Source organism: Pseudomonas cerasi (assembly GCF_900074915.1).
In the GTDB taxonomy this organism is placed as follows: domain Bacteria; phylum Pseudomonadota; class Gammaproteobacteria; order Pseudomonadales; family Pseudomonadaceae; genus Aquipseudomonas; species Aquipseudomonas cerasi.
In genome coordinates this window covers 4,089,720-4,111,796 of sequence record NZ_LT222319.1, presented here as the reverse complement: position 1 = coordinate 4,111,796, position 22,077 = coordinate 4,089,720, and the positions used below count along the sequence as shown (strand labels likewise).

General features: G+C 57.3%; 16 protein-coding genes and 5 pseudogenes. 14 read left to right on the top strand and 7 right to left on the bottom strand.

All coding sequences use genetic code 11. The features are described from left to right. The first annotated feature begins 78 nt into the window (after positions 1 to 78). The 5 genes from PCPL58_RS20640 (at position 79) to PCPL58_RS20620 (ending at position 6,181) form a co-directional block, all read left to right on the top strand. Positions 79 to 843, top strand: coding sequence for a branched-chain amino acid ABC transporter ATP-binding protein (locus PCPL58_RS20640; RefSeq protein WP_065350323.1), 765 nt, complete (start codon positions 79 to 81; stop codon positions 841 to 843). A gap of 61 nt (positions 844 to 904) precedes the next feature. Continuing rightward, positions 905 to 2,977 (top strand): hydantoinase/oxoprolinase family protein, encoded by a 2,073-nt coding sequence (locus PCPL58_RS20635; protein ID WP_065350322.1) that lies wholly within the window; start codon positions 905 to 907, stop codon positions 2,975 to 2,977. Positions 2,978 to 2,987: 10 nt separating this feature from the next. After that, positions 2,988 to 4,643: a hydantoinase B/oxoprolinase family protein gene (locus PCPL58_RS20630; RefSeq protein ID WP_065350321.1), complete on the top strand. Its 1,656-nt coding sequence runs from the start codon at positions 2,988 to 2,990 to the stop codon at positions 4,641 to 4,643. A gap of 15 nt (positions 4,644 to 4,658) precedes the next feature. Beyond that, positions 4,659 to 5,486 (top strand): SDR family oxidoreductase, encoded by an 828-nt coding sequence (locus tag PCPL58_RS20625; protein ID WP_065350320.1) that lies wholly within the window; start codon positions 4,659 to 4,661, stop codon positions 5,484 to 5,486. After that, the gene (locus tag PCPL58_RS20620; RefSeq protein WP_065350319.1) at positions 5,483 to 6,181 is read left to right on the top strand and encodes an HpcH/HpaI aldolase family protein; all 699 of its coding nucleotides are present in this window, start codon (positions 5,483 to 5,485) and stop codon (positions 6,179 to 6,181) included. The genes PCPL58_RS20625 and PCPL58_RS20620 overlap by 4 nt, the downstream gene beginning before the upstream one ends. Positions 6,182 to 6,213: 32 nt before the next feature. On the opposite strand, the gene PCPL58_RS20615 is transcribed toward PCPL58_RS20620, so the two are convergent. Next, positions 6,214 to 7,263, bottom strand: a complete 1,050-nt coding sequence (locus PCPL58_RS20615) for a LysR substrate-binding domain-containing protein (RefSeq protein ID WP_065350318.1) — start codon at positions 7,261 to 7,263, stop codon at positions 6,214 to 6,216. Positions 7,264 to 7,497: 234 nt separating this feature from the next. On the opposite strand from PCPL58_RS20615, the gene PCPL58_RS20610 reads away from it, so the two are divergent. Then, a complete protein-coding gene (locus tag PCPL58_RS20610; protein WP_065350317.1) occupies positions 7,498 to 8,706 on the top strand; it encodes an aminotransferase class I/II-fold pyridoxal phosphate-dependent enzyme in 1,209 nt (402 codons plus the stop codon). Positions 8,707 to 8,755: 49 nt separating this feature from the next. After that, positions 8,756 to 9,700 carry a nitrogen assimilation transcriptional regulator NAC gene (gene nac, locus PCPL58_RS20605; RefSeq protein WP_065350316.1) on the top strand — a complete coding sequence of 315 codons (945 nt, stop codon included), beginning with the start codon at positions 8,756 to 8,758 and terminating at the stop codon, positions 9,698 to 9,700. 249 nt (positions 9,701 to 9,949) lie between these two features. Here nac and PCPL58_RS29880 read toward each other — a convergent pair. Next, positions 9,950 to 10,148 (bottom strand): annotated as a pseudogene (locus PCPL58_RS29880) (Y-family DNA polymerase); the annotation flags it as partial. A 443-nt stretch (positions 10,149 to 10,591) separates the two neighbouring features. Here PCPL58_RS29880 and PCPL58_RS20595 point away from each other — a divergent pair. Then, positions 10,592 to 10,948 (top strand): hypothetical protein, encoded by a 357-nt coding sequence (locus PCPL58_RS20595; protein ID WP_065350314.1) that lies wholly within the window; start codon positions 10,592 to 10,594, stop codon positions 10,946 to 10,948. Between the two features lie 129 nt (positions 10,949 to 11,077). Here PCPL58_RS20595 and PCPL58_RS29875 read toward each other — a convergent pair. Beyond that, positions 11,078 to 11,430: pseudogene (locus PCPL58_RS29875) on the bottom strand (SDR family oxidoreductase); the annotation flags it as partial. 565 nt (positions 11,431 to 11,995) lie between these two features. On the opposite strand from PCPL58_RS29875, the pseudogene PCPL58_RS32150 reads away from it, so the two are divergent. From PCPL58_RS32150 to PCPL58_RS29870, 4 genes and pseudogenes are all read left to right on the top strand, one after another. Continuing rightward, positions 11,996 to 12,647 (top strand): annotated as a pseudogene (locus PCPL58_RS32150) (IS5 family transposase); the annotation flags it as partial. Between the two features lie 438 nt (positions 12,648 to 13,085). Beyond that, positions 13,086 to 13,838: an outer membrane beta-barrel protein gene (locus PCPL58_RS20590; protein WP_065350313.1), complete on the top strand. Its 753-nt coding sequence runs from the start codon at positions 13,086 to 13,088 to the stop codon at positions 13,836 to 13,838. Between the two features lie 1,601 nt (positions 13,839 to 15,439). Continuing rightward, positions 15,440 to 15,640 carry an IS66 family insertion sequence element accessory protein TnpB gene (tnpB, locus tag PCPL58_RS20585; protein ID WP_197676927.1) on the top strand — a complete coding sequence of 67 codons (201 nt, stop codon included), beginning with the start codon at positions 15,440 to 15,442 and terminating at the stop codon, positions 15,638 to 15,640. Between the two features lie 152 nt (positions 15,641 to 15,792). Beyond that, positions 15,793 to 16,035: pseudogene (locus PCPL58_RS29870) on the top strand (IS66 family transposase); the annotation flags it as partial. Between the two features lie 161 nt (positions 16,036 to 16,196). On the opposite strand, the pseudogene PCPL58_RS20575 reads toward PCPL58_RS29870, so the two are convergent. After that, positions 16,197 to 17,350: pseudogene (locus PCPL58_RS20575) on the bottom strand (IS3 family transposase). Between the two features lie 79 nt (positions 17,351 to 17,429). On the opposite strand from PCPL58_RS20575, the gene istA reads away from it, so the two are divergent. Both istA and istB read left to right on the top strand, forming a co-directional pair. Continuing rightward, positions 17,430 to 18,452: an IS21-like element ISPsy4 family transposase gene (gene istA, locus PCPL58_RS20565; protein WP_002551322.1), complete on the top strand. Its 1,023-nt coding sequence runs from the start codon at positions 17,430 to 17,432 to the stop codon at positions 18,450 to 18,452. After that, positions 18,449 to 19,258, top strand: coding sequence for an IS21-like element ISPsy4 family helper ATPase IstB (istB, locus tag PCPL58_RS20560; protein WP_005741073.1), 810 nt, complete (start codon positions 18,449 to 18,451; stop codon positions 19,256 to 19,258). Before istA ends, istB begins: the two co-directional genes overlap by 4 nt. A gap of 239 nt (positions 19,259 to 19,497) precedes the next feature. Here the strand turns inward: istB and PCPL58_RS20555 are convergent, their stop codons facing one another. From PCPL58_RS20555 to PCPL58_RS20545, 3 genes are all read right to left on the bottom strand, one after another. Next, positions 19,498 to 19,734, bottom strand: a complete 237-nt coding sequence (locus tag PCPL58_RS20555) for a transcriptional regulator (protein ID WP_065351089.1) — start codon at positions 19,732 to 19,734, stop codon at positions 19,498 to 19,500. A 10-nt stretch (positions 19,735 to 19,744) separates the two neighbouring features. Continuing rightward, positions 19,745 to 21,160 carry an amino acid permease gene (locus PCPL58_RS20550; RefSeq protein WP_065350311.1) on the bottom strand — a complete coding sequence of 472 codons (1,416 nt, stop codon included), beginning with the start codon at positions 21,158 to 21,160 and terminating at the stop codon, positions 19,745 to 19,747. 366 nt (positions 21,161 to 21,526) lie between these two features. Beyond that, positions 21,527 to 21,949, bottom strand: coding sequence for an Lrp/AsnC family transcriptional regulator (locus PCPL58_RS20545; RefSeq protein ID WP_065350310.1), 423 nt, complete (start codon positions 21,947 to 21,949; stop codon positions 21,527 to 21,529). Positions 21,950 to 22,077: the final 128 nt, after the last annotated feature.

The following is a 22,077-nucleotide window of genomic DNA, read 5'->3' as shown; positions in this document are numbered from 1 at the left end:
GATGCGGGAGATTGAGATGCAGGAGTTTGAGATGCAGCGGGTCGAGATGCGAATTCAGGTTTACCGGAGGCAATACCCATGACCCTATCCAGCGCTGATGTGTTGCACATCAACGACCTGCACGCCGGCTACGGGCTGCTGGAAATTCTCCACGGCGTCGACCTGACGGTGCGCCAGGGCGAGTTCGTGACCCTGCTGGGCCCCAACGGTGCAGGCAAGTCCACGCTGCTCAAGAGCCTGTTCGGCATGACCACCTACCGTGGCGGTTCGATTCGCTGGCGCGAGCGGGAAATGACCGGGCAAAAACCCAAGGGCTTTCTCGCCCAGGGCATCGCCTATGTGCCCCAGGGGCGCTGCAACTTCCCGTTGATGACCGTCGACGAGAACCTCGACCTGGCCGGCGCGGTGTTTCGCGACGCCGACAGCAAAACGGATCGCCAATACGTGTTCGATCTGTTCCCGGTGCTCTACCAACGCCGCCATCAACACGCCGGCAACCTATCCGGCGGCGAACAGCAACTGCTGGAGATGGCCATGGCGGTGCTGCGCCGGCCCAGGATTCTGCTGGTCGACGAGCCCTCGGTAGGCCTGTCGCCCCAGGCCATCACCCTGGTGTTCGAAGAGCTCAAACGCCTGCACGAAGGCGGCCGCACCATCCTGCTGATCGAGCAGAACACCCGCAAGGCCATGGAGTTCGCCGAGCGCGCGGTGGTACTGCGCCTGGGCAAAGTGATCTGGGACAGCCCCGTCCGGGACCTCAGCCATGCCCAGTTGGGCGAATTGTTCATGACCGGCCTGCCGGTCACCCACCCCGACACCCGCCTGACGGCCGCTTCGCTGTGAACAGCCGTCCACGCAACTACACACACGCCCCGATGGGCGCGAACCATGAGGAAACTCCAGCATGAAGTTGGCATTCGACACCGGCGGAACCTTCACCGATTTCGCCATGACCACCGCAGACGGCAGCATCCACCTGCACAAAGTGCTCAGCACCCCGGATGATCCTGCCCGCGCCGTGCTGCAAGGCATCAACGAGTTGCTGGCCAAGGTGCGCCGCGGCGCCGATGAAGGCTTGCAGATCCTCGGCGCCACCACCGTGGTGACCAACGCCGTGCTCGAACGCAAAGGCGTCGATACCGCGTTGCTGGCCACCGACGGCTTCGAGGACCTGCTGCGTATTCGTACCGAAGGCCGTTATGACCTCTACGACCTGAATATCCAGTACCCCGAGCCGCTGGTACCGCGCCAGGATTGCAAAGGGGTGCGCGAGCGTATCGCGGCCGACGGCACGGTGATTCTCGAACTGGACGAAGCCCAGGTGCTCAAGCTGGCCGAGCAACTGCGCCTGGACGGCATCGAATCCGTCGCGGTGTGCCTGCTGCACGCCTACAAATACCCGCAGCATGAACAACGCATCGGCGCGCTGCTCAACAAGGCCGTGCCGGGCCTGTCGGTGTCGCTGTCCAGCGCCGTGTGCCCGGAAGTGCGCGAGTACGATCGTGCTTCCACTACCGTCGCCAACGCTTATACCCGGCCCTTGATGCAGCGCCATGTCGAGCATCTGGAGCGCGAACTGGCCAAGCTGGGTGTCGAGGGCCAGTTGCTGTGGATGACCTCCAGCGGCGGCGTGGTATCGAGCGTCACGGCGGCACAGGTGCCGGTACGGTTGATCGAATCGGGCCCGGCCGCCGGTGCGGTGGCAGCCTCGGATTACGCCCGGGCAGTGGGCGAGACTAGCGTGCTGTCGTTCGACATGGGCGGCACCACCGCCAAGCTGTGCCTATTGCCGGGCGGCGAGCCGCTGATTGCCAACGAGCTCGAAGTGGCGCGCTTCGAGCGCTTCCGTAAAGGCAGTGGCTTCCCACTGAAGATCCAGTCCATCCACATGATCGAGATCGGTGCCGGCGGCGGCAGCATCGCCAGCCGCAGCCCGCTGGGTCTGCTGGCCGTCGGGCCTCGCAGCGCCGGTGCCGCGCCTGGTCCTGCCTGTTATGGCCGTGGCGGTACCGAACCGACCGTGACTGACGCCGACCTGCTGCTGGGTTACCTGGACGAAAAATCCTTTCTCGGCGGTGACTTCGCCCTCGACCGTGAAGCCGCGCGTGTGGCCATGGCCGGCCTGGCCGAACGCCTGGGCATCAGCCTGGAGCGCTGCGCCTGGGGCATCCACGACATGGTCAACGAGAGCATGAGCAAGGCCGCAGCGATGCAGGCCACCGACAGCGGCGTCGATCCACGCTCGTTGCCGCTGATCGCCTTCGGCGGCGCCGGCCCGGTGCATGCCTATGGCGTGGCCCGCAAGCTCGGCATCGCCAAGCTGATCTGCCCGATGGGCGCCGGTGTGACGTCTGCGGTGGGCCTGTTGGGAGCGCCGGTGGCGGCGGACTTGAGCGCCAGCATGCCGCTGGCACTCGACAGCTGGGACGTGGCCATGGTCCGCGACCTGCTCGAAAGCCTGGCCGAGCGCGGCCGTGAAGTGGTGCTGGCCAGCGGCGTGAAGCGCGAAGCGATCAGCTATCGCTACACCGTGGACATGCGCCATGTCGGCCAGGGGCATGAAATTTCCGTGGCCCTGCCGGAGCTGGACCCAGCCGACGAAGCCTTCATTCCCCAACTCCTGGAGCGCTTTTACGGCATCTACAGCCAGCTCTACGGGCGCACCGTGAGTGGTTCGCCGGCCGAAATCATCACCTGGCGCATCCGTGCCAGCGGCCCGCGCAGCACCGTCAAGCTGGCCGGCATGCGCAGCGCCAGCGAGGTCAAGGCCACCGCGCTCAAGGGCCATCGCCCGGTGTACTTCCCGGACTTCGCCGGTTACGTCGACACCCCGGTCTACGACCATTACGCCCTGCAGCCGGGCGAGCGGGTCGAAGGCCCGGCCATCATCGAACAGCGTGAATCCACCGTGGTCATGGGCCCCGGCGCCAGCGCCGCGCTCGATGCCCAGTTCAACCTGATCATGCAACTTGCCTGAGGAACCGACCATGAACCGTCAATCGATCGATCTCGAAGACCCTATCACGCTGCAGGTCATGTGGGACCGCCTGGTGTTCATCGCCGACCAGGCCGACAGCGCCCTGGGTCGCACCGCCTTTTCCCCCATCGTGCGGGAAAACCACGACTACGTGACCGTGCTGATGGACGCCCAGGGCAAGGCGCTGGCGCAATGCACCTGGTCGATCCCGGTGTTCATCACCTCGTTGCCCATGGCCGTGCAGCAGCACTTCTTGCCGGCCTTCCCCGCACACACCTTGCAGGAAGGCGACGTCATCGCCACCAACGACCCCATGATCGGTACGGGTCACCTGCCTGACCTGGTGATGGTCACCCCGGTGTTCCGCAAGGGCCGCATCGTCGCCTATGCCGGCAGCATCGCGCACTTGCCGGACATCGGTGGCCGCCCGCAATCGCCGGACTCCACCGACATGTTCGAAGAGGGCATCCGCCTGCCGTTGCACAAGATGTTCAAGGCAGGGGTGCCCAACGAGGACGTGTTCGCCGTGCTCGAAGCCAGCGTGCGCCTGCCGCGCGAAGTGCGCGGCGACGTGCAGAGCATGTATGCGGCCAACGAAGTCATGTCCCGCGAGCTGGGGCGTTTCATGGACGAACATGACCTTGATGACCTCGACGGCCTCGGCCGCGCCATCCACAGCCGCTCCGAAGCCCACATGCGCAAGGCCATCGCTGCCTGGCCCAACGGCCGCTACAGCGCCGAATTGACCCTCGATGGCTTCGAAACGCCGATCGAGCTGAAGGTGGCGGTAGAGGTGCGCGACGACAGCATCCATGTCGACTACACCGGCACCTCGGATCAAGTCGCCCGCGGTATCAACGTCATGGCCAACTACCGCATCGCCCACAGCATGTATGCGCTCAAGTGCCTGCTCGACCCGCAAACGCCGAACAACGAAGGCTGCATGCTGCCGATCACCGACTCGGCGCCGCTGGGCAGCGTGCTCAATCCGCGGCCGTGCTCGGCCGGCAGCGCTCGCCACCTGATCGGTCACACCATCCCTAGTTTGATCTTCCGCGCGCTGCAGAACGTGGTGCCGGATCGCGCCATTGCCGACAGCGGCGGCGCGCCGATCTGGGGTATCAACTGCCAGGGCCAGCGCGAAGATGGCAGCGCCTACGGCAGCATCCAGAACTTCCACGGCGGGCAGGGTGGCCGTTCGAGCCTGGATGGCCTCGACACCCTGAGCTTTCCGTCCAACTGCAAGGTCACGCCGGTGGAGATGTACGAGATCGCCGTGCCGATCCTCACCGAATGCAAACAGCTGATCACCGACTCGGGCGGCGCCGGCAAATTTCGTGGTGGCCTGGGCCAGCGCGGGGTGCTGCGCAATCTGTCCAGCGTGCCGATGAACGTGTACCTGAGCACCGAGCGGGTCGAGCATCCGTGCTTCGGTATCCTCGGCGGTGGCGTGGGCAGTTCGGGGCGGGTCGAGGTCGACGGTGTGGCGGTGTTCCCGAAAGGCAAGCTGGTGCTGCAACCGGGCCAGCGCCTGTTGGTGGAACTGCCAGGCGGCGGTGGCTGGGGCAATCCGCTGGAGCGTGCATCGGAGCTGGTCGAGCGGGATCTGTGCGAGGGCCTGGTGAGTGAGCAGGCGGCGCGCGAACTTTATGGTTATGGCGGTTGAGCCTGGGAGGCGAACATGAACGCAATGCTTGAAGGCCAGTTGGCGCTGGTCACCGGTGGCGGCAGCGGTATCGGCAAGGCCACGGCCCTGGCCCTGGCCGCGGCAGGCGCGCGGGTGGTGATCACCGGGCGCCGCCAGCCGGTGCTCGATGAAGTGGTCGAGCAGATCCGTGCCCAAGGCGGTCAGGCCTGGGGCCACACCGCCGATCTTGAAGACCGAGACTCGCTGCTGACCCTGGTCAGCTGGGTCGAGACCACTCTGGGCCGTGTCGACATCCTCATCAACAACGCCGGCAGCACCAGCGCCGTGCGCAACATTCGCTGGATCGATCCGCAGGCGTGGGACAGCACCTTCGCGGTCAACCTGACGGCGGTCTATACCCTGGTCCAAGCCGTGCTGCCGGGCATGCTCGCGGCCGGCGGCGGGACCCTGATCACCGTGTCGTCGCTGGCGGCGGTACGGCCCAACCTGCTGGGCGGCGCGCCTTATGGCGCGGCCAAGGCAGGGGTGCGCAACCTGATGGGCTATTTGCACGCGACCTTTCGCAACGACAACATCCGCGCCACCACTATCCTGCCGGGTGAAGTCAGCACACCGATCATGGATACCCGCGTACGGCCACCCAGCGCCCAGGAACGCGAGCGCATGGTCGCCGCCGAAGACGTCGCCCAGGCTATCGTGCTGTGCTGCTGCCTGCCGGCGCGCACCACGGTCGAAGAGTTGATCATCAGCCCCACACTGCAGCGCGATCAGGGCCCGGATATCGAGATCAGTCGTTGGCAAGGAGCGCCGGCGGGCACTGCCGGTGCGCCGCTGCAATCAACCGGGGAGCGCCGCCCATGAGTACGCTGAAACAACGCCTGGCCGAGGGCCGCAGCGTCTTGATGGTCAACCCCAATCACGTCAGTTCGACCCTGGCCGAGAAGCTTACCGCCAGTGGCGCCGATTCGATCTTCATCGATTGCGAGCACGGCGCCGCCGACTTCCAGCAGTTGCAGTTGATGGCCAAGGGCGCACGCCTGGGCGGCGGCTACACCATCGTCCGGCCGCAGAATCAGGAGCGCTCGGTGATCACCCGCTGCCTCAACTGCGGCGCCGACGGGGTGATGGTGCCGCTGGTGCACTCCGCGGCGATCGCCCGTGAGGTGGTCGCCACGGTGCGCTATGCCTGCCCGGACAACTACGATGACAAGCTGGTGATCGTGATGATCGAGTCGTTGGAGGCCATCGCCAATCTCGACGAGATACTTGCCGTGGAAGGGATCGATGTGTTCTTCATCGGCCCGGGTGATCTGTCGCAGTCCATGGGCTATTCGCCGGCGGTAGCGGCGGGCAAACGCCGGGCGCAACCGGTGCTGGACCTGGTCGACCAAACCCTGGCGCGCATCCGCGCGGCCGGCAAGCGTGCCGGGACGCTGGTGGTGCAGGAAGACGTGGCGCATCTGGTCAGCGCTGGCGCGCAGTTGCTGTACTACCACGCCGATCCGTTTGTGGCCCAAGGGGTGAGCCGGATGGTCGCGTTGTCGTCCACCCGGTAGCGACGGGGCTTGCCCCCGAAAAGGTCTATCAGCTACATCGATGACACTGACCCATCGAATCGGGCGCAAGCCCCCTCGCTACACGGCCAGGCTGCCTCTTCAATGGCAGTGCTCGCGAGCAAATGTGCGCACTGCCATTGCTCGTTGGCGTCCAGGTCAGCGGGCGTGTTAGGTTCGCCGAACTGCTCGACCACCAGTTGTTCAAGAATCCGCTGCACCGCACTGGCTGGTTCGGTCACAGGCAGGTGATCAGACATACACAAAGACAGCGTCGCGCGGATCTCCGGGTTGATCACTTGCTGCAGGTTGGGTTTGACGGTGCCCGCGAAATTCAACGCCAGTGCCCGCGGCAGGATCGTCGCGCCGACCCCGGTGCTGATGGCTTCGCGCATGGCAGTGACCGACTCAATCTCGCCGATCACCCGCGGCTGTATGCCCACTTCATTGAACGCTGCGTCGATCAGCTTGCGCAGGTAATGCCGTGGGCTGGGCAACAGCAACTCGACCTCGGCCAGTTCCGCCAGCGCGATGGGTGCACAGGCCGGCGCAGCGCCTTGCTTTGGTGCACTGATGAAGAACAGATCCTCGATCAACAGCGGCTTGAGCGTCACGCCTTTCATCGCGCCTTCACCGTAGATAATTGCCAGACCGAGGCGGCCGTTTTTCACCAGGCTGCTGAAGGTCAGGCCGAAATTATCGTTCAGGTACAGGTTAATGCCTGGGTGCTGTTTACGCAGGGTCATCAGCAACGGCGTGGTCAGCAACGACAGGCTACTGTAAGTGGCCAGCCCAAGCGCTACGCTGCCCTGCAGGCAATCCCCGGCACGGCGAACTTCACGCTCGGTGACCTCCAGTTGATGCAGTGCGCGCTGGGCGTGATCGTACAGTGCGAGGCCCGCCGTGGTCGGCGATACTCCAAGGTTGCTGCGGATCAACAAGCGTAGCGCGAAGTGTTCTTCGAGCTGGGCGATGTGCTGACTCAGGGCCGGCTGAGCCATGTGCAAGCGTGCTGCGGCGGCCGATAGGCTCTTGGCTTCGACGGCGGCAACGAAGCTTTTCATGACGCGATAGTTGATGGTCATGGTGCTGCTCTCTTTTTAGAAGAGGGGCTTTGCAGGCCATCGGGTCCTGCGAGCTTAGCGTCAGCAGCATAGCGGATGACTGCCCCGGCGGGAGATGCAGTTGCAGATGCAAGGCCCACGCCAGTTGCGGCCGTCGGGCTATAAGAGGTTTTTGCCCCCTCAGAGCAAAGGCGTCTTGGTCAGGCGCCGCGGCGCTGCCTATGGTAGTGGCACGCTCACGTAGAGGATCCATGCATGTCGACGTCCCGTATCGCCAGCCACATCCAACGCATCAAGACTTCGCCGAACAGCGCCGCAGCCGACTTGATCACCACGTTGCGCGCCGAGGGCCGGCAGATCATCAGCTTTGTGGTCGGCGAGCCGGATTTCCCCACGCCTGCGCACATCGGCGAAGCGGCGGTGGCGGCAATCGCGCGTGGTGAAACCCGCTATACCCCGACCGCCGGCACCATGGCTCTGCGCCGGGCAAGTTCGGCCAAGCTGTTGCGGGAAAACGCGTTGAGCATCCCGGCGACACAGATCGTCGTCACCTGCGGTGCCAAGCACGCGCTGTTCAACGCGCTGGCGGTGACCCTGGAGCCGGGTGATGAGGTGTTGATCCCCGCGCCATACTGGGTGTCCTATCCGGACATGGTGCTGGCCTGCGAGGGCATCCCGGTGATTATTGCCACCGATGAAGCCAGCGGCTTCAAGATTACGCCCCAGGCGCTGGCGGAGGCTATTACCCCTCGCACGCGCTGGCTGATCCTCAATTCGCCGAGCAACCCCACCGGCGCTACCTATGATGCCACCGAGTTGCGCTGTATCGCTCAGGTGCTGGCCGACCATCCACAGGTGATGCTGCTCACCGACGACATCTACGAGCACATTCGTTTCGACGGTGCTGACAACCCGCACATCGTCGCGCTGGCGCCGGCTTTGGCACCGCGCGCACTGGTGGTCAACGGCGTGTCCAAGAGCTACGCCATGACCGGCTGGCGCATCGGCTACGCGGCTGGGCCTGCGGATATCATCGCCGCCATGGACACCCTGCAGTCGCAATCCACCAGCGGCGTCTGCTCCATCAGCCAGGCCGCCGCGCTGGCCGCCCTTGAAGGGGATCAGCAGGGCGTGCTGCAGCGCGCGGCCATCTACCAGCAACGCCGCGACGCCGCACTTGGCTGGATCAACGCCATCCCCGGCTTGCATTGCCGGGCGCCGGGCGGCGCGTTCTATCTGTTCGTGAATTGTCAGGGCGCGCTGGGCAAGATCACCGCGCAGGGGAAAGTGCAGGCTACCGACAGCGACCTGACCCTCCATGTGCTGGAGCGTGTCGGTGTGGCCTTGGCGCCCGGCGCGGGCTTTGGTTGCCCAGGGTATTTTCGGATGACCACCGCCACCAGCATGGAGTTGCTGCGTGAGGGCTGCGCAAAAATCGCCACGGCGCTTGGCGACTTGCGCTGAGCGAGGTGTAGTATCGCTGCTCCGTCCCCGTGAGTGCGTGAGGCCCGTCGTGAACCTGCGCCGTTTGAAGTACTTCGTCAGCATCGTCGATATCGGCAGCCTGACCCAGGCCGCCGAGACCCTGCACATCGCCCAGCCGGCGCTGAGCCAGCAGTTGATCACGCTGGAGGCAGAGTTTCGCCAGAAGCTGTTGATCCGCACGCAGCGCGGGGTGATCCCCACCGAAGCCGGTCAGGCGCTGTACCGGCATGCGCAAATCATCCTGCGCCAGTTCGAGCAGGCCCGCCAGGATGTTGGCAACGCCAGCCAGGCGCTGTGTGGCAAGGTCAGCGTCGGGCTGGTACCGGGCACGGCGGCATCGGTGCTGGCGGTGCCTTTGCTCAAAAATGTGCGCGAGCTCCATCCCGGTATCCTGCTGTACCTCAACGAAAGCATGGGCGCCAACCTGCATGCCCAGGTGCTCAGTGGCGCCATCGACATGGCGGTGCTGTATGGCGCCCATGCAGCGCAGGGGCTGACGGTGCAGGTGTTGGTCAATGAGCCGCTGTGTCTGGTGGCGCCCAGCTGCCTGGATCTGGGCAGCGGTGTGCTGCCATTGGAGGCGCTGGCGCCGCTGGACCTGATCCTGCCGCACCCAGACAGCTACCTGCGTCAGCACATCGAAGAGGTCCTGAGCCAACAGGGCATCGTGGTGCCGGCGGTCGCCACCATAGAGTCGGCGATCCCCTTGGCGGGCGCCATTGCTGCAGGTCTCGGCGCCTGTATCCTGCCTGCGTCCGCAGGGAGGGTGATCGCCCTGGCCAGCGGCGCTCATCTGTACATGCTAGACCATCCTGCCGCCACCGTTCCGCTGTCGTTGTGCATGTCGACCTACCAGCCGCTGTCTGAACCGGCTTCAACGGTAAAGGACATTTTGCTGGAGTTAACGGTGGACTTCGCCGAGGACTTGCACCAACAAGGCGCAGGTTTGGCGATCGGCCTGGCGGCGTCCTAGTCGTCCAGTTGCCGGGGCCTGTGGCGGCCATCGTCAGGCCCGCAGTTGCATTTCTACGGCTGTACGATTTCTTTGTTATCGCCTGTCCCCTTTTTTGCGCTCGGCTTTCATTGCAGGTAAATGAATCCAAAAGAGAGCGCATCCATGTCCGCACTGACACGCCATCGGCCCCGACTGGCGTCATCGATTTCCTGTCGCACCCTGTGCCTGAGCCTGCTGCTCGGCAGCGGATCCTGCGTTTGAACGGGTTGCACAGGTTGACCACGCCGCCCGTATGCGCCTGCAGCCGCTTGGTGGTGTGATTGGCCAGTTTGGCCAACGTCTTGATATGGGCGATGCCGACACCGACGGGAATGCCCGTGCAGCGCAGCATCTTTTCGCGGATGGTGCGGCCCAGAGCCGTCAGGTCGCCCATTTGCCCGGTGAGGTCCGCAAGACACTCATCGATGTAAAGGAAAGATTGTGAACTATGGACATAGCCACAGAGCAGTCATGGTCTGCTGTTGACTCTGATCTCTGATGTCCATACTTCACCTCCCATTTTCCCGCGAACAATCTAGGGGGTGCCCATATGTCATTGCATTCATCCAACCCTCTATTAGCTAGCTGCATCGCGTTTGACCTTTTTTCAGCTGACGTCTAAGCACTTGCGCATATCTGTAAGTGCATGGACTTGACCGGTCGTTTGCATTGACTTGACCAGCACACTGGTTAGCCTTGACCGGCAGAAATCGGCCAAAAGCTGACTTCACCCAAGCCGCTTTCGCCAAAATCGGACTGTCAGCATTGGTGGCCGCGCTAACAAATGGATATATGACCTGCATACTAAATGAGAGCCGATTCAGGCCTATGATTCTTCAACTACCACCTGTATGAAAAGAGCACGGCACGATGATAAATGATTCAGATTTGGCCGAAATTATTCCTTCCGCGCTAACAGGTGTAACTGTCGGGATCGGTTCGCAGATCCTGCTTTTTGGCGATATGGCTAGCGTGTTCATTCAGTGCCCATTCGCTTGTGATATCAATAGGGTATGCAAGTGGGGGCATGGTGAAGATGCTGCCACAAGCCCTTTACTTTTTGACTTTCTAAATCACGATGCAGAAGCTTTTTCAATTGATAGTTCTGGGGTTTTCACCATCACCTTCAGTAAGCTAATGATCTTGAAAATCCATCCTGAGAAAAATGGATTGGAGTCTTATGTAGTGAGTACGCGGCGCCATATATTTCCCATCTTGGTGTGGTAGCCAGTAACGCGATGGCTATACGACGCGAGCCCCGGCCTCCGCTCTGATTGGTGACACCTATGGGTCCAGAATTTGTGAAAACTCTGAGAGATACATCAACGCCCGTATTGAGGAATATGGATCTCAACGCTATCTGCCACCGAGACTTCCTCCGCCATCGACGCTGATCACTTGGCCCGTCACGAACGATGCTCCGTCACTAAGCAGGAGGGAAATAGGGAGGCAACTTCGGATGGGGACCCCAGCCTTTGCATTGGAATCGTGGAAAGTATTTTACGCTCGTCTTCACTTCCAACAGGCTTGGTTTTTCTAAAAAGCTCGGTTTCTATGGGGCCAGGAGCGACCGCATTAACCGTGATACCGATGGGCGCCAACTCAAGCGCCCAAGTACGAGTAATTCCGACCAAGGCGCTTTTTGCAGCAGAGTAAGCTCTTCTGTCTCGGGCTCCAAAAATGGCCCGACTGCATACGTTCACTACCTGTGGGATTTTTCTCAATGGGTGAAGAAACGAAAGATTTGAAAGAAAGGTTGCTAACGGAATACACCCCGGCAATATTGATCGCCTATATTGAAAAACTAGAAAACATTAATAATACCTTGAATAAAGCCTAGGAGCAGGCACCGGCCGATTTAATTCTGCGGTAATACCAATATACACATACGAATTCTGTCAACCAATTTAAGACGACGCTTGGATATTTTTCAGGTCGTTCCTTGGCCTGACAACCACCCATCAGTTCATCAGCATTTTGCGCTGTGTAGGATCTTATTTGGTGACCCTAAAAATCATCGACCATCCGCCCAAAGCTTCCTTGTAACTTCTCCCGTATCGCTGATAATCCGCCTGCTAGAACTATCAGCTACTGTCTCATTGCTCCAGAATCATTCACCCATATGCAAACAAACACGCTGAGAAAACTTCTTTAGCGAAATGTATTAAGCATTGTGCTAGCCAGATGAGCATCATTGAACCGGTCTATTGCAACAGCTGCATCGATAGTCGATCCTGACATAGACGGTATCCGGGCACGCCGCAGCCAGATCTGCAGGTGCTACAAAAATTGCGGTTCGCCCTTACCCGTATCGCCGTCATCAACGGTTATCTGCAAGGGAAAAGCCTGTGCATGCGCAAGGCCACGATCGCTGATTCCGCTATCATTCAGGCCCTCAACTCGACCCAGAACGAAGAAGGAAAACGTGATCCCGAGGTGCATCAGACGACGAGAGGTGACTAATACTTATTAGGAATGAAGACGCATATTGGTGCCGGTGCCGGTGCGGGTCGGGTCTAGTTCTCCATGTTCATGGCGCTGCGGCCAATGTGGCCGATGTCACGAAGGTCGCCAAGCTGTTGTAAGGCGGAGAAACCGCGGTTCATGCAGACGCTGGATACACCGGTGTTGAGAAGCGTGAAAAGCATGAAAGTCGTGAGGTCATCTGGTAAATCGCGGCGCCGCGCAGCACTTATTCCGGGTTCAATAAACACTGCGTTTTCTACAAGGCCAATTACAAGGTCGAGTACCGAAAAAGCTCAGACACGGGCCAAGATCGAGAATCCGTTTCGGGTGATCAAGCGTCAGTTTGGCTACGTGAAAGTGCGCTTCGTGGGCCAATAAAAAACACAGCTCAGTTGACCACGCTGTTCGGCCTGTCGAATCCGTGGATGGCTCTAAACTGCTCATAGGTCTGGGCGAGTAGCGCGTTTAAGGCGTAAAACCAGGAGCAAATCCCCTTAATGCACGCTGCATAAATAACGCTGTATGCCGAGTGAGCTTTCGACCTGCCGCTGATGCGCGTCAGGTGGATCGGAGCATTTCTAGCTGAAAGTTTTCGCAACGTCGCTACGCCATTGTCAGCGTCAAGGCATTTGCGCTAGCTGTCCGGTGAAAAAAAGTGGACGCATGAGAAAAAGAGATCGACTGCCATAGGCTTGTCAAGTGATTTTCATCAAATTTTCAAATATTTCAATTTTTTTGACTCACCGGCAATCCAAGAAAGCTGGCCGTTTGTCGCCCTTCCCACAACAAAACGGGAATTTGACGAGATTTAGAGGATGTGTTCTACTATCTTTGCGCATTCTCCTGACTTAAAAGTCAGGAATTCTAAGTACGATGCAAAAAAAATCTTGAGGAAAACATGAAAAATTTGCAACTGAAAACGGCTTTTATTGCGGTTCCGTCTTTTTTGCTGCTTGCAGCCAGTGCTCATGCCGCAACTACAGACCCACTTTTCACAGCTGGCGTTACTGGCAGTTATTCCCAGTATCGACTAACAGGAAAAGGTCTAGACGGTGATGACAAAGCTGAGTTTGGGAAGGGAGGTGTATTTGCCAATTTCGGCAATAAGTTGACCGGAGAAGCAGGGTTTATCTATCAGTTCGAGTTGAAAGGGCAATATGGAGAAAAGAAAAATGATGAAGTTCGAGATGGTCAGGCAGACTTAGACTTAGGTTTTCGAACTTCAATCGATGCAACCAACTATGTTGACTTCATTGTTGGCGGAGGCTATGACTGGAATAGGTTTGAGCCGGATGCTGATGATTTAGGCCTGAAGATTACTACACGTTCGCCTTTTGCGAAGGCTGGTCTAGGCTATAATCATAAATTCTCGGATTCCACTTTCAGGGCCGAACTGGGAGCGCGTCGTACAATTAACGCTGATGCTCATGTAAAAGTTTCCGGAGCAACTAGTGATAGCTTCGATTTAAAAGACCGCACAAGCCCATACCTCGAAGTAGGGATGTTGCTAAACCAACATGGGCAGCTGCCGTTTTATGTAGGTGGGTATGCTACTTACACCGAGTATAAACCGGATAGTGATTCGCCGCTCGCTGATGATGTAAAACTGAAACGTGGCGAAGCTGGCTTCAAAGCCGGATTATCATTCTAATAAAAAAACCGTTGCACAGGCGCCCTAGATAGGAAATATGAACCAACATATGTTTGTGTCGGGGCGCATTCAATTGCTTTTTCATAAAATCTAAAAATTATTTGGTTATCTTAAATATCAATTAACATCAATTGCAGGGTAAAGCTATAAGCTACTGCTGCTTATGCTCCTGGACCTAATCGATCGCCATAGCCCTAACATCAGTATGCTTTGTGGTAACCAATCAAACCGACAAAAGGTTTTTTCGACTTATCGAATGACGGGCAGAAAGCATATCTAGCTTTTCGCAGTCCCATCGAGCCTCAATCACGGAACAACTAATACCGATGCCACCAATCAGTGCTGCGATCTAGGTCATCGAGTGTCATGGTCAGGGTGCGTCCAATCGGTAACCGCATCGGTGAATTCCCGGCCGAGTAGCAAAATGCGTTTACGTTATTAAGTTTATGTTGACTCGGCTGACGATGCAGCGGATGAGCGAAATCGAACGACTTCTGCCATAGGAATGGTCGCGTCTTCAACGGCTCAACGCGCGTCTGGCAACCTTAGCTACGACGCAGACTTGATTGGGCCCATTGTTCTGAACTGGTCACTGATAATTGCACCGTTCATACTGACGGTTGAAGTGCACGCTAACCTCTATAATACAGAATCGCCGCTAATGACACATGCCGCCGTGCCCAACCCAATTTCAACAGCCCAAACGAGCCCAAATATAAGCGATAGGTCTGTAGCATATTTGAGTGGAGGCTTTGCAAGCGTATTGTAGCGATAAAGAAGTAATCAGCGCATGGCCGAGATTAATATATCGATGCACAATCAAGAGAAGAAAATCTTAGACGGGTTGCGATAAAGTGCCACACTGCAAATCAGCGCTGTATTCAGACCGACTGCGGCCAACCCTGGCCTTGAGGAGAAAGGCCCGGCTAGAAATTTCAGTTTTATGGGTTCGTCTACTGCTTGTTACTGGAGATGAACCTAGCACTGAATGCGGTGCGCGGAAATAAAAATCGACTTGTGACAGGCATAGGATGGACTCGAACATCTCTTTGCTACCATTGTGATATCAATAATATTTTATGGCGTCAATATTTTCTTATCATTGACAGAACGAGTAGAACACATGATTGATTTTCATTTCGATTCTTATGTTTAATAATTTTTGAAATGCGTTATTTGATCGTTATAAATAATGTATATATCATGAAGTTATGTAGTCTGCGTTTTTTATAGAGTAGCGCCGATGAATTGCTTGGTGCGATGGTCGGCTTAAGGAGTGTCACTTACCCACAAAATCCGTGGATAATTCTGTGGATAACGACGTAGTTGTCCTTGCCTTGCCGCGGGTGTACTGGGCTAGTTGAGTCTGATCATTTATTGATCAGGCAAGCAGCCAGGCAACGTATTCGTCATTTCGACTTCGGTGCCTTGATTACCGTAAGTGATCCATCATCTACACCTTCAAGACCTTTGGTTAACACCTGATGCTGTGCTACCGATTCTTTCAGGAGCCAGCACCATGATCCGACCCAACGCCAAAGTCGAAAAGGTATACCTCTATCCCAAGCCTGTGGATTTTCGAAAATCCACCGGGGGCGCTGGTGGGGTTGGATATCAAGGTGGCCGTGTTCGACCCCTTCCTTTTTGTTTTTCTGAATCGTCCCCGCAATCGAGTGAAAATCCTTTATTGGGAGCGCAACGGCTTTTGTCTTTGGCTCAAGCGCCTCGAGTTCGAGCGCTTCAAAACCTCACCGGATGAGGTCGACAAAGTCATCGTGCTGACCGTCCAGGAATTGAATTGAATTGAATTGAATTGGTTGCTTGATGGATTTGATGTCTGGAGAAACCGCCCGCACAAGGTTTTGACTCCAAGGTTTGTGGCCTGACGGGTATAATCCACGGCATGCGACCAGTGCCCGAAACCCTCCCCGACGACCCCGTACGTCTCAAATAGATGTTGCTTGAGAGCTATGAAGCGCGCGCACGGGAGCAGGAAGTTAAACACGCTTGCGCCACTCACATTGTTGATCTCAAAGAACAGATCAAGCTGTTGCGTGACAGTATTTTCGGCCGTAAATCCGAGCAGACGGTAGAACCTAATACGCCGCAACTGGCCCTGTTCAATAAACCTGAAAGCGAACCGATGCCTGCGTTCGGGGACGCAGATGGAACCGTTGTGAAAAAGGCCTCTTTGCGGCACCCGATTTTTAGCCCGGCACTCGGGACACATGTCGCAGGTACGACACGAATTCCGGATCACGGCACTGGATCTATGCGGCTTCATCGGGAATCTTTGCCACCGGCTGCCTATTGCAGTGAGCACTCCTCCATGACGCTTGCTGAATCGCCCCGGATTTTCTAGACACCTTGCAAGCTCATTGCGTAACGTTTTTCAAACTCTACCGGTGACAGCTGATTGTTGAAACCATGGCGGCGTTTTGCGTTGTAGAACATTTCGATGTAATCAAACACATCACTGCGAGCATCTTATCGCGAGGTGTAGATTTTCCGCTTGATCCGTTCCCGTTTCAGAAGCTGGAAAAAGCTCTCGGCCACGGCGTTGTCATGACAATTGCCTCGGCGGCTCATGCTGGCAACCAAATTGTTTGCCTTCAAAAAACTGCGCCAATCAGAGCTGCTGTACTGGCTGCCCTGGTCGGAGTGAACCATCACCTCTTGTTTCGGTTTTCGCCTCCAAACCGCGATCAATAACGCATCAATGGCCAAATCACTGGTCATCTGCGACTTCATTGACCAGCCAACGACCTGACGAGAAAACAGATCCAACACCACCGCCAAATACAGCCAGCCTTCATAGGTACGAATATAGGTGATGTCGGTGACCCAAAACTTGTTGGGTTCCACGACATCGAACTGGCGCTTCAGCAAATTGGGTGAGGCGACCGCTGGCTTACCGCCGTACTTTCCAGGGCGACGTCGATACCCTGTCTAAGCGCGCAGACCTTCAAGACGCATCAACCTCGCTACACGATGCCGACCACAATCCTCACCGACCTCGCGCAGGTCGTCATGGATTTCGCGATAGCCATAAACTCCGCCGCTCTCCAGCCACGAGTGCTTGATCAAACCCAGCAATCGCTGGTCGTCTTTAGCGCGTGCAGATTGCGGCTCAGACAACCAAGTGTAATAACCACTAGGATGGACTTCTAGCGTCAGGCAAAGCCGTCGAATGGAATAGTCGCCCGCGCGCTGCTTGATAAAGGCGTACTTCAGCCGCACTCCTTGGCAAAGTACGCGGCGGCCTTTTTTAAGATGTCTCGCTCTTCAGTGACCCGCTTGAGTTCGGCTCGCAGACGACGCAGTTCAGCGTGCTGATCGTCGTCTTGCTGCCGTTCTGCTTGAGGTTTGCTGTAGCGCTTTATCCAGGCATAGAGGCTATGCGTCGACACGCCAAGACGCGCCGCCACATCAGCGACAGGCAGCTTCTTTTCGGTCACTTGATTGACCGCTTGGATTTTGAATTCTTCGGGATAACGTGGGTTGCTTGTCACCGCCACTGTAAAAATGACCCCCTAACGCCAACCTAGAATTGACCCCCCTGGGTAAAACTGGCGGCTTTGAGCTGCCAATATGTTGACCCAGGAGCAGTCTGTGGAAATTAAAGTGTTGGCCCGTCAGGGCCATGGCATCAAATTCATCGCCCGTGAGCTGGGTATTTCGCGTAACACCGTGCGCAAGTACCTGCGAAAGGCCCGGTCGCTACCCAGTGACAAGGTGAGACCCGCACGTCCGTGCAAAATCGACCCCTTCAAGGACTACCTGCACGAGCGTATTGAGGCGGCGCGCCCACACTGGATTCCGGCGACCGTCCTGCTGCGTGAGATCACGGCATTGGGGTACAGCGGCGGCGTCAGTCGTCTGAAGGCTTATATTCGCCCCTTCAAACGTAAGGCAGAAGAGCCGGTGGTACGTTTCGAGACACTGCCCGGCAAGCAGATACAGGTGGACTTCACCACCATTCGACGAGGCCGTCAGCCGCTTAAGGCGTTCGTGGCGACACTTGGTTTTAGTCGAGCAAGCTTTGTCCGTTTCTCCGAGCGAGAGGACAGCGAAGCCTGGCTGACAGGGCTTCGGGAGGCGTTCGCTTACTTTGGCGGCGTGCCCGAGCAGGCATTGTTTGATAACGCCGGAACCATCATCACCGAGCGAGATGCTTTTGGGGAGGGCCAGCACCGTTGGCATCCCCGATTGGCTGCGCTGGCCGATGAGTTTGGTTTTATTCCCAAGGTCTGCCGCCCTTACCGTGCCCAGACCAAGGGCAAGGTTGAGCGCTTCAACGGGTATCTGAAGGGCAGTTTCATTACCCCGTTGGCCGCTACGCTCAAGAGTGCGGGTCTGACGCTGGATGTGGTGACGGCCAACGCACATATCGGCCAATGGCTCGACGAAGTCGCTCATCAGCGGATTCACGGCACGACGGGTGTTCAACCGGCGGTACGTCTGGCCCAAGAGCAGCAGGTACTATTACCACTGCCAACACAGAGCCTGCGCCCACAACCCGCCCAAGGCCTACGCCTGGGACGGGTCCTGCCGTACGAGAGCTTGCAGCATCCGCTGTCGGTTTATGAGCAACTGCTGGAGGTGAGAGCATGAACCTTCAACATGCTCGCCTGACAGAACTATGCAAGGGGCTAAAGCTTGAGCGCGTCGGGGTGGACTGGCCGCACCTGGCCCAACAAGCAGCAAGCGGCGAAGACAGCTTTGCCGACTTCCTCGAAAAGCTGCTGGCTGCCGAGACCGATGCCCGAAGTGAACGCTCTCGACAGGCCCTGCTGAAAACTGCCGCGCTGCCCGCTGTGAAAACGCTGGAGCAATACGACTTCGCGTTTGCCACCGGCGTCCCCCGGGCACAGCTCCAGGAGCTGGCAGCACTGAGTTTTGTTGGACGTGCCGAGAACATCGTGTTCCTGGGGCCTAGTGGTGTAGGCAAGAGCCACCTGGCTATCGCCCTGGCCTACCGGGCAGTGATGGCCGGTATCAAAACCCGCTTCGTCACGGCGGCTGACTTGATGCTGCAACTGACCGCTGCGCACCGCCAGGAACGGCTCAAGGAATACTTCAGTCGTGTGGTGATGGCCCCTGGGTTGTTGGTCATCGATGAAATCGGCTACCTGCCGTTTGGTCGTGATGAAGCCAACCTGTTCTTCAATGTTGTCGCCAAGCGCTACGAGCAAGGCAGCCTGATCCTCACGAGTAACTTGCCGTTTACCCAGTGGGCCGGAACCTTTGCGGATGATCAAACACTGACAGCGGCCATGCTGGACAGGCTGTTACATCATGCCCATATCGTGCAGATGACAGGTGAAAGCTATCGACTCAAGGACAAGCGCAAAGCAGGAACCAAATCTTCTCGGGCCGAACCGGCTCGAAAATATGAACCCGAGGGGGGTCAAAACTAAGTTGGCGATTTAGCACGGAAGGGGGTCACTTTTTAGTTGGCGTTGACAGTTGCTCATGGCACCTCCTGATTAGCCTCAGTTTAAGGCATGGAGGTGTCTACGAAACCTGGGGCGATTCAGTTTCTGGAAAGCTTCCAGCACTGCCTCGCTGAGGCATCGCTCGTCTGAGAAGGGGGCGGGCGTGTTGAGGCAGTTCGGCCGAAACGACTGCAGTGTTTGGCTGTTGTCGCTCTGTTTCGCTACTCGGCATTCAACAGTCGCTTTCGGCCCAACACGCTGTTGAGCCGATCATCATCTTCTAGGCTGGTCTCGCACAGCATTTCAGCAACTTCAGCACCTGCCTCGACTTTCTTCAACCAGTACATCACTGCCTTTTTCATGAACCAGTGAGGGGTGCGATCCAGAAGCACCGCAGCCTCCTTGATGCGCGCCTTGGTCAGGGCATCGAGTTTGATGCCTGTTGTGGTCGAGCTCACGAGCGCCACCTCACGAAGCAGTCATTGCTACAGGGGCTGTTGCTTTAACCTTTCGTTGATAGGCTAGCAACAGACCGATGTACCAGAGCGGCATCATGTACAGCGCTGTCCGAGTATCTGCTTCCAGTGCCAGCAAGCACAGCACGAACATGAGGAAGATCAGCGAGAGCACAGCTGTGAACCTGCCGCCAGGGAGCTTGAAGGCTGAGCGCTGGTGAGCTTGTGGACTTGTACGTCGATACGCCAGGTACGAGAGCAGGATCAACGACCACGTCACAACCACCATGACCGCTGAGATAGTCGAGACCAAGGTGAACACACCCATCACATCTGGAATGACAAACAACAGGGTCAGGGCGATGGTCATGCACAGACCGGAGAACATCAAGGCGCGGCTTGGAGTGCCGGAGCCTGACAAGCGACCGAAAGCTAGTTGTGCTTGTTTGTTGTGAGACAGGCCGTACAGCATTCGTGAGCCAGAGTACACGCCGCTATTGGCGGAGGAGGCGGCGGATGTCATCACAACGAAGTTGATCATCCCTGCCGCAGCGGGAAGGCCGCCCGATAGGAAAAGCTCAACAAATGGACTACGGTTTGCAGGCACATGCGACCATGAGATGACGCTGATAATGCAGGCGAGTGCAGCAACGTAGAACAGAATGATACGCAGCGGGATAGTATTGATCGCCTTGGGCAGCGTCTTCTCGGGATTGTGAGCCTCTGCCGCTGCGGTGCCGATGAGCTCCGTTCCGACGAACGAAAAAATGGCGATCTGAAAACCAGCCAGAAAGCCCAGCACGCCATGCGGCATCATTACACCCGGCTCCACCAAGTGGCTGAACGATGCGGTGATACCATCGGGTGAGGTGTAAGACGTTGCGACCATATAGAGGCCGGTGAGCACCAGGGCCACGATGGCAATAATCTTGATGAGGCCGAACCAGAACTCAACCTCACCGAAAGCTTTCACAGCCAGCATATTCAGGGCTACGAGAAGGAACATCGTTCCGAAGGCCGGTATCCACGTGGGAAGGTTGGGGAACCAGTATTGCAGGAAACCTGCGACCACCACGACATCGCCCACTGCTACAACCACCCAGCTCAGCCAGTACGACCAGGCTAGGATAAATCCTGCTCGCGGGCCTAAATGATGGTGGACGAGCTCTGCAAATGAGCCCATCTCGAGGTTGGCAAGGAGCATTTCGCCCATTGCTCGCATAATACAAAAAACGAAAAAACCTATAATGGCGTAGACAAGAAGGATTGAAGAACCGGAAAGGGCAATCATCTTTCCTGAGCCCATGAATAGGCCTGTACCGATTGCGCCGCTAATAGCGATTAGTTGGATATGTCTATTCTGAAGACGTCGCTTCAGCTCTCGACCGTCACCTGTGTCCGCTTCTTGCGAATTGCACGTTTGATGCATATGTGACCTCTTATTATTTTTTTGCTAAAAACCGCCAATCGCTTTCAAATTGAAGGTGAGATTTAGTGCGGCGCTTGACTAATAGTTCACTCACCAAAGCGCGGTAATAGCAACCTCAAGGTAATAAAGGCGAGCTCTAGTGAAGCTTACTCACCAAGTGTTTTTAGTTCATAAAAAGTACCGCAAGCTTCTTGCTTGCTCCCTCCAAGCCTTCCCTAAACAAGGTTGAGTGGCCATTCTGCCAGTCATAGTTGCCAATCGGAACGCTACAAACTGCTAGCCAGTTGTGATGAAATGAGCAAATTGTCTAAAAACTGGAGCAATATGCTCATCCGCACAAGCTTGGTGCAAATGGGCACGGCCCACTCACATCTTGAAGGTCGACAGCAGGATGCTGGTTTCATTGTTTTCGATATGTTGAATGGAGCGAATCGTGTTCAGCGCCTTATCGAACGCTTCGAGAGTATCTGCCCGAAGCTCCGCCATAAGATCCCACCGACCGTTCGTGGTATGGATGGCGACCACGTTTGGATGCCCACGCAGCGAGTGCTTTACCTCGGCAGCATGGTGCCCGCTGATGCTGATGCTCGTGATTGCTCTCACTCCCCGCTCCACTGCATCTGACTGAAGCCGAATCGTATAACCCATGATGATGCCTTGCTCTTCGAGCTTTGCGAGCCGGTTCTGAACAGTAGCGCGAGCCACCTTCAACTTTTTGGCTAACGTCATCACAGGGGTACGAGAGTTATGCCTTAGGAGCGCGATCAGCTCCCGATCAGTGTCGTCCATATTCTAAACCATCCATATTGCTAGCTAGGTTGGGCAGATTGTCTAGAAACCTGAGAAATCTGGCAACCTGTACGCTTCAATTTGCACCATTATTTCATCAGAATTCCTGAGTCAGAAAAATCCATAAT

Excerpts from the sequence above, each read along its gene's own strand:
- PCPL58_RS20615 (WP_065350318.1), bottom strand. The coding sequence starts at position 7,263 with ATGACCATCAACTATCGCGTCATGAAAAGCTTCGTTGCCGCCGTCGAA.
- istA (WP_002551322.1), top strand. The coding sequence starts at position 17,430 with ATGTTGACCCAGGAGCAGTCTGTGGAAATTAAAGTGTTGGCCCGTCAG.
- PCPL58_RS20625 (WP_065350320.1), top strand. The coding sequence starts at position 4,659 with ATGAACGCAATGCTTGAAGGCCAGTTGGCGCTGGTCACCGGTGGCGGC.
- PCPL58_RS20595 (WP_065350314.1), top strand. The coding sequence starts at position 10,592 with ATGATAAATGATTCAGATTTGGCCGAAATTATTCCTTCCGCGCTAACA.
- PCPL58_RS20590 (WP_065350313.1), top strand. The coding sequence starts at position 13,086 with ATGAAAAATTTGCAACTGAAAACGGCTTTTATTGCGGTTCCGTCTTTT.
- PCPL58_RS20550 (WP_065350311.1), bottom strand. The coding sequence starts at position 21,160 with ATGCATCAAACGTGCAATTCGCAAGAAGCGGACACAGGTGACGGTCGA.
- PCPL58_RS20610 (WP_065350317.1), top strand. The coding sequence starts at position 7,498 with ATGTCGACGTCCCGTATCGCCAGCCACATCCAACGCATCAAGACTTCG.
- PCPL58_RS20640 (WP_065350323.1), top strand. The coding sequence starts at position 79 with ATGACCCTATCCAGCGCTGATGTGTTGCACATCAACGACCTGCACGCC.
- istB (WP_005741073.1), top strand. The coding sequence starts at position 18,449 with ATGAACCTTCAACATGCTCGCCTGACAGAACTATGCAAGGGGCTAAAG.
- PCPL58_RS20620 (WP_065350319.1), top strand. The coding sequence starts at position 5,483 with ATGAGTACGCTGAAACAACGCCTGGCCGAGGGCCGCAGCGTCTTGATG.
- PCPL58_RS20545 (WP_065350310.1), bottom strand. The coding sequence starts at position 21,949 with ATGGACGACACTGATCGGGAGCTGATCGCGCTCCTAAGGCATAACTCT.
- PCPL58_RS20635 (WP_065350322.1), top strand. The coding sequence starts at position 905 with ATGAAGTTGGCATTCGACACCGGCGGAACCTTCACCGATTTCGCCATG.
- PCPL58_RS20630 (WP_065350321.1), top strand. The coding sequence starts at position 2,988 with ATGAACCGTCAATCGATCGATCTCGAAGACCCTATCACGCTGCAGGTC.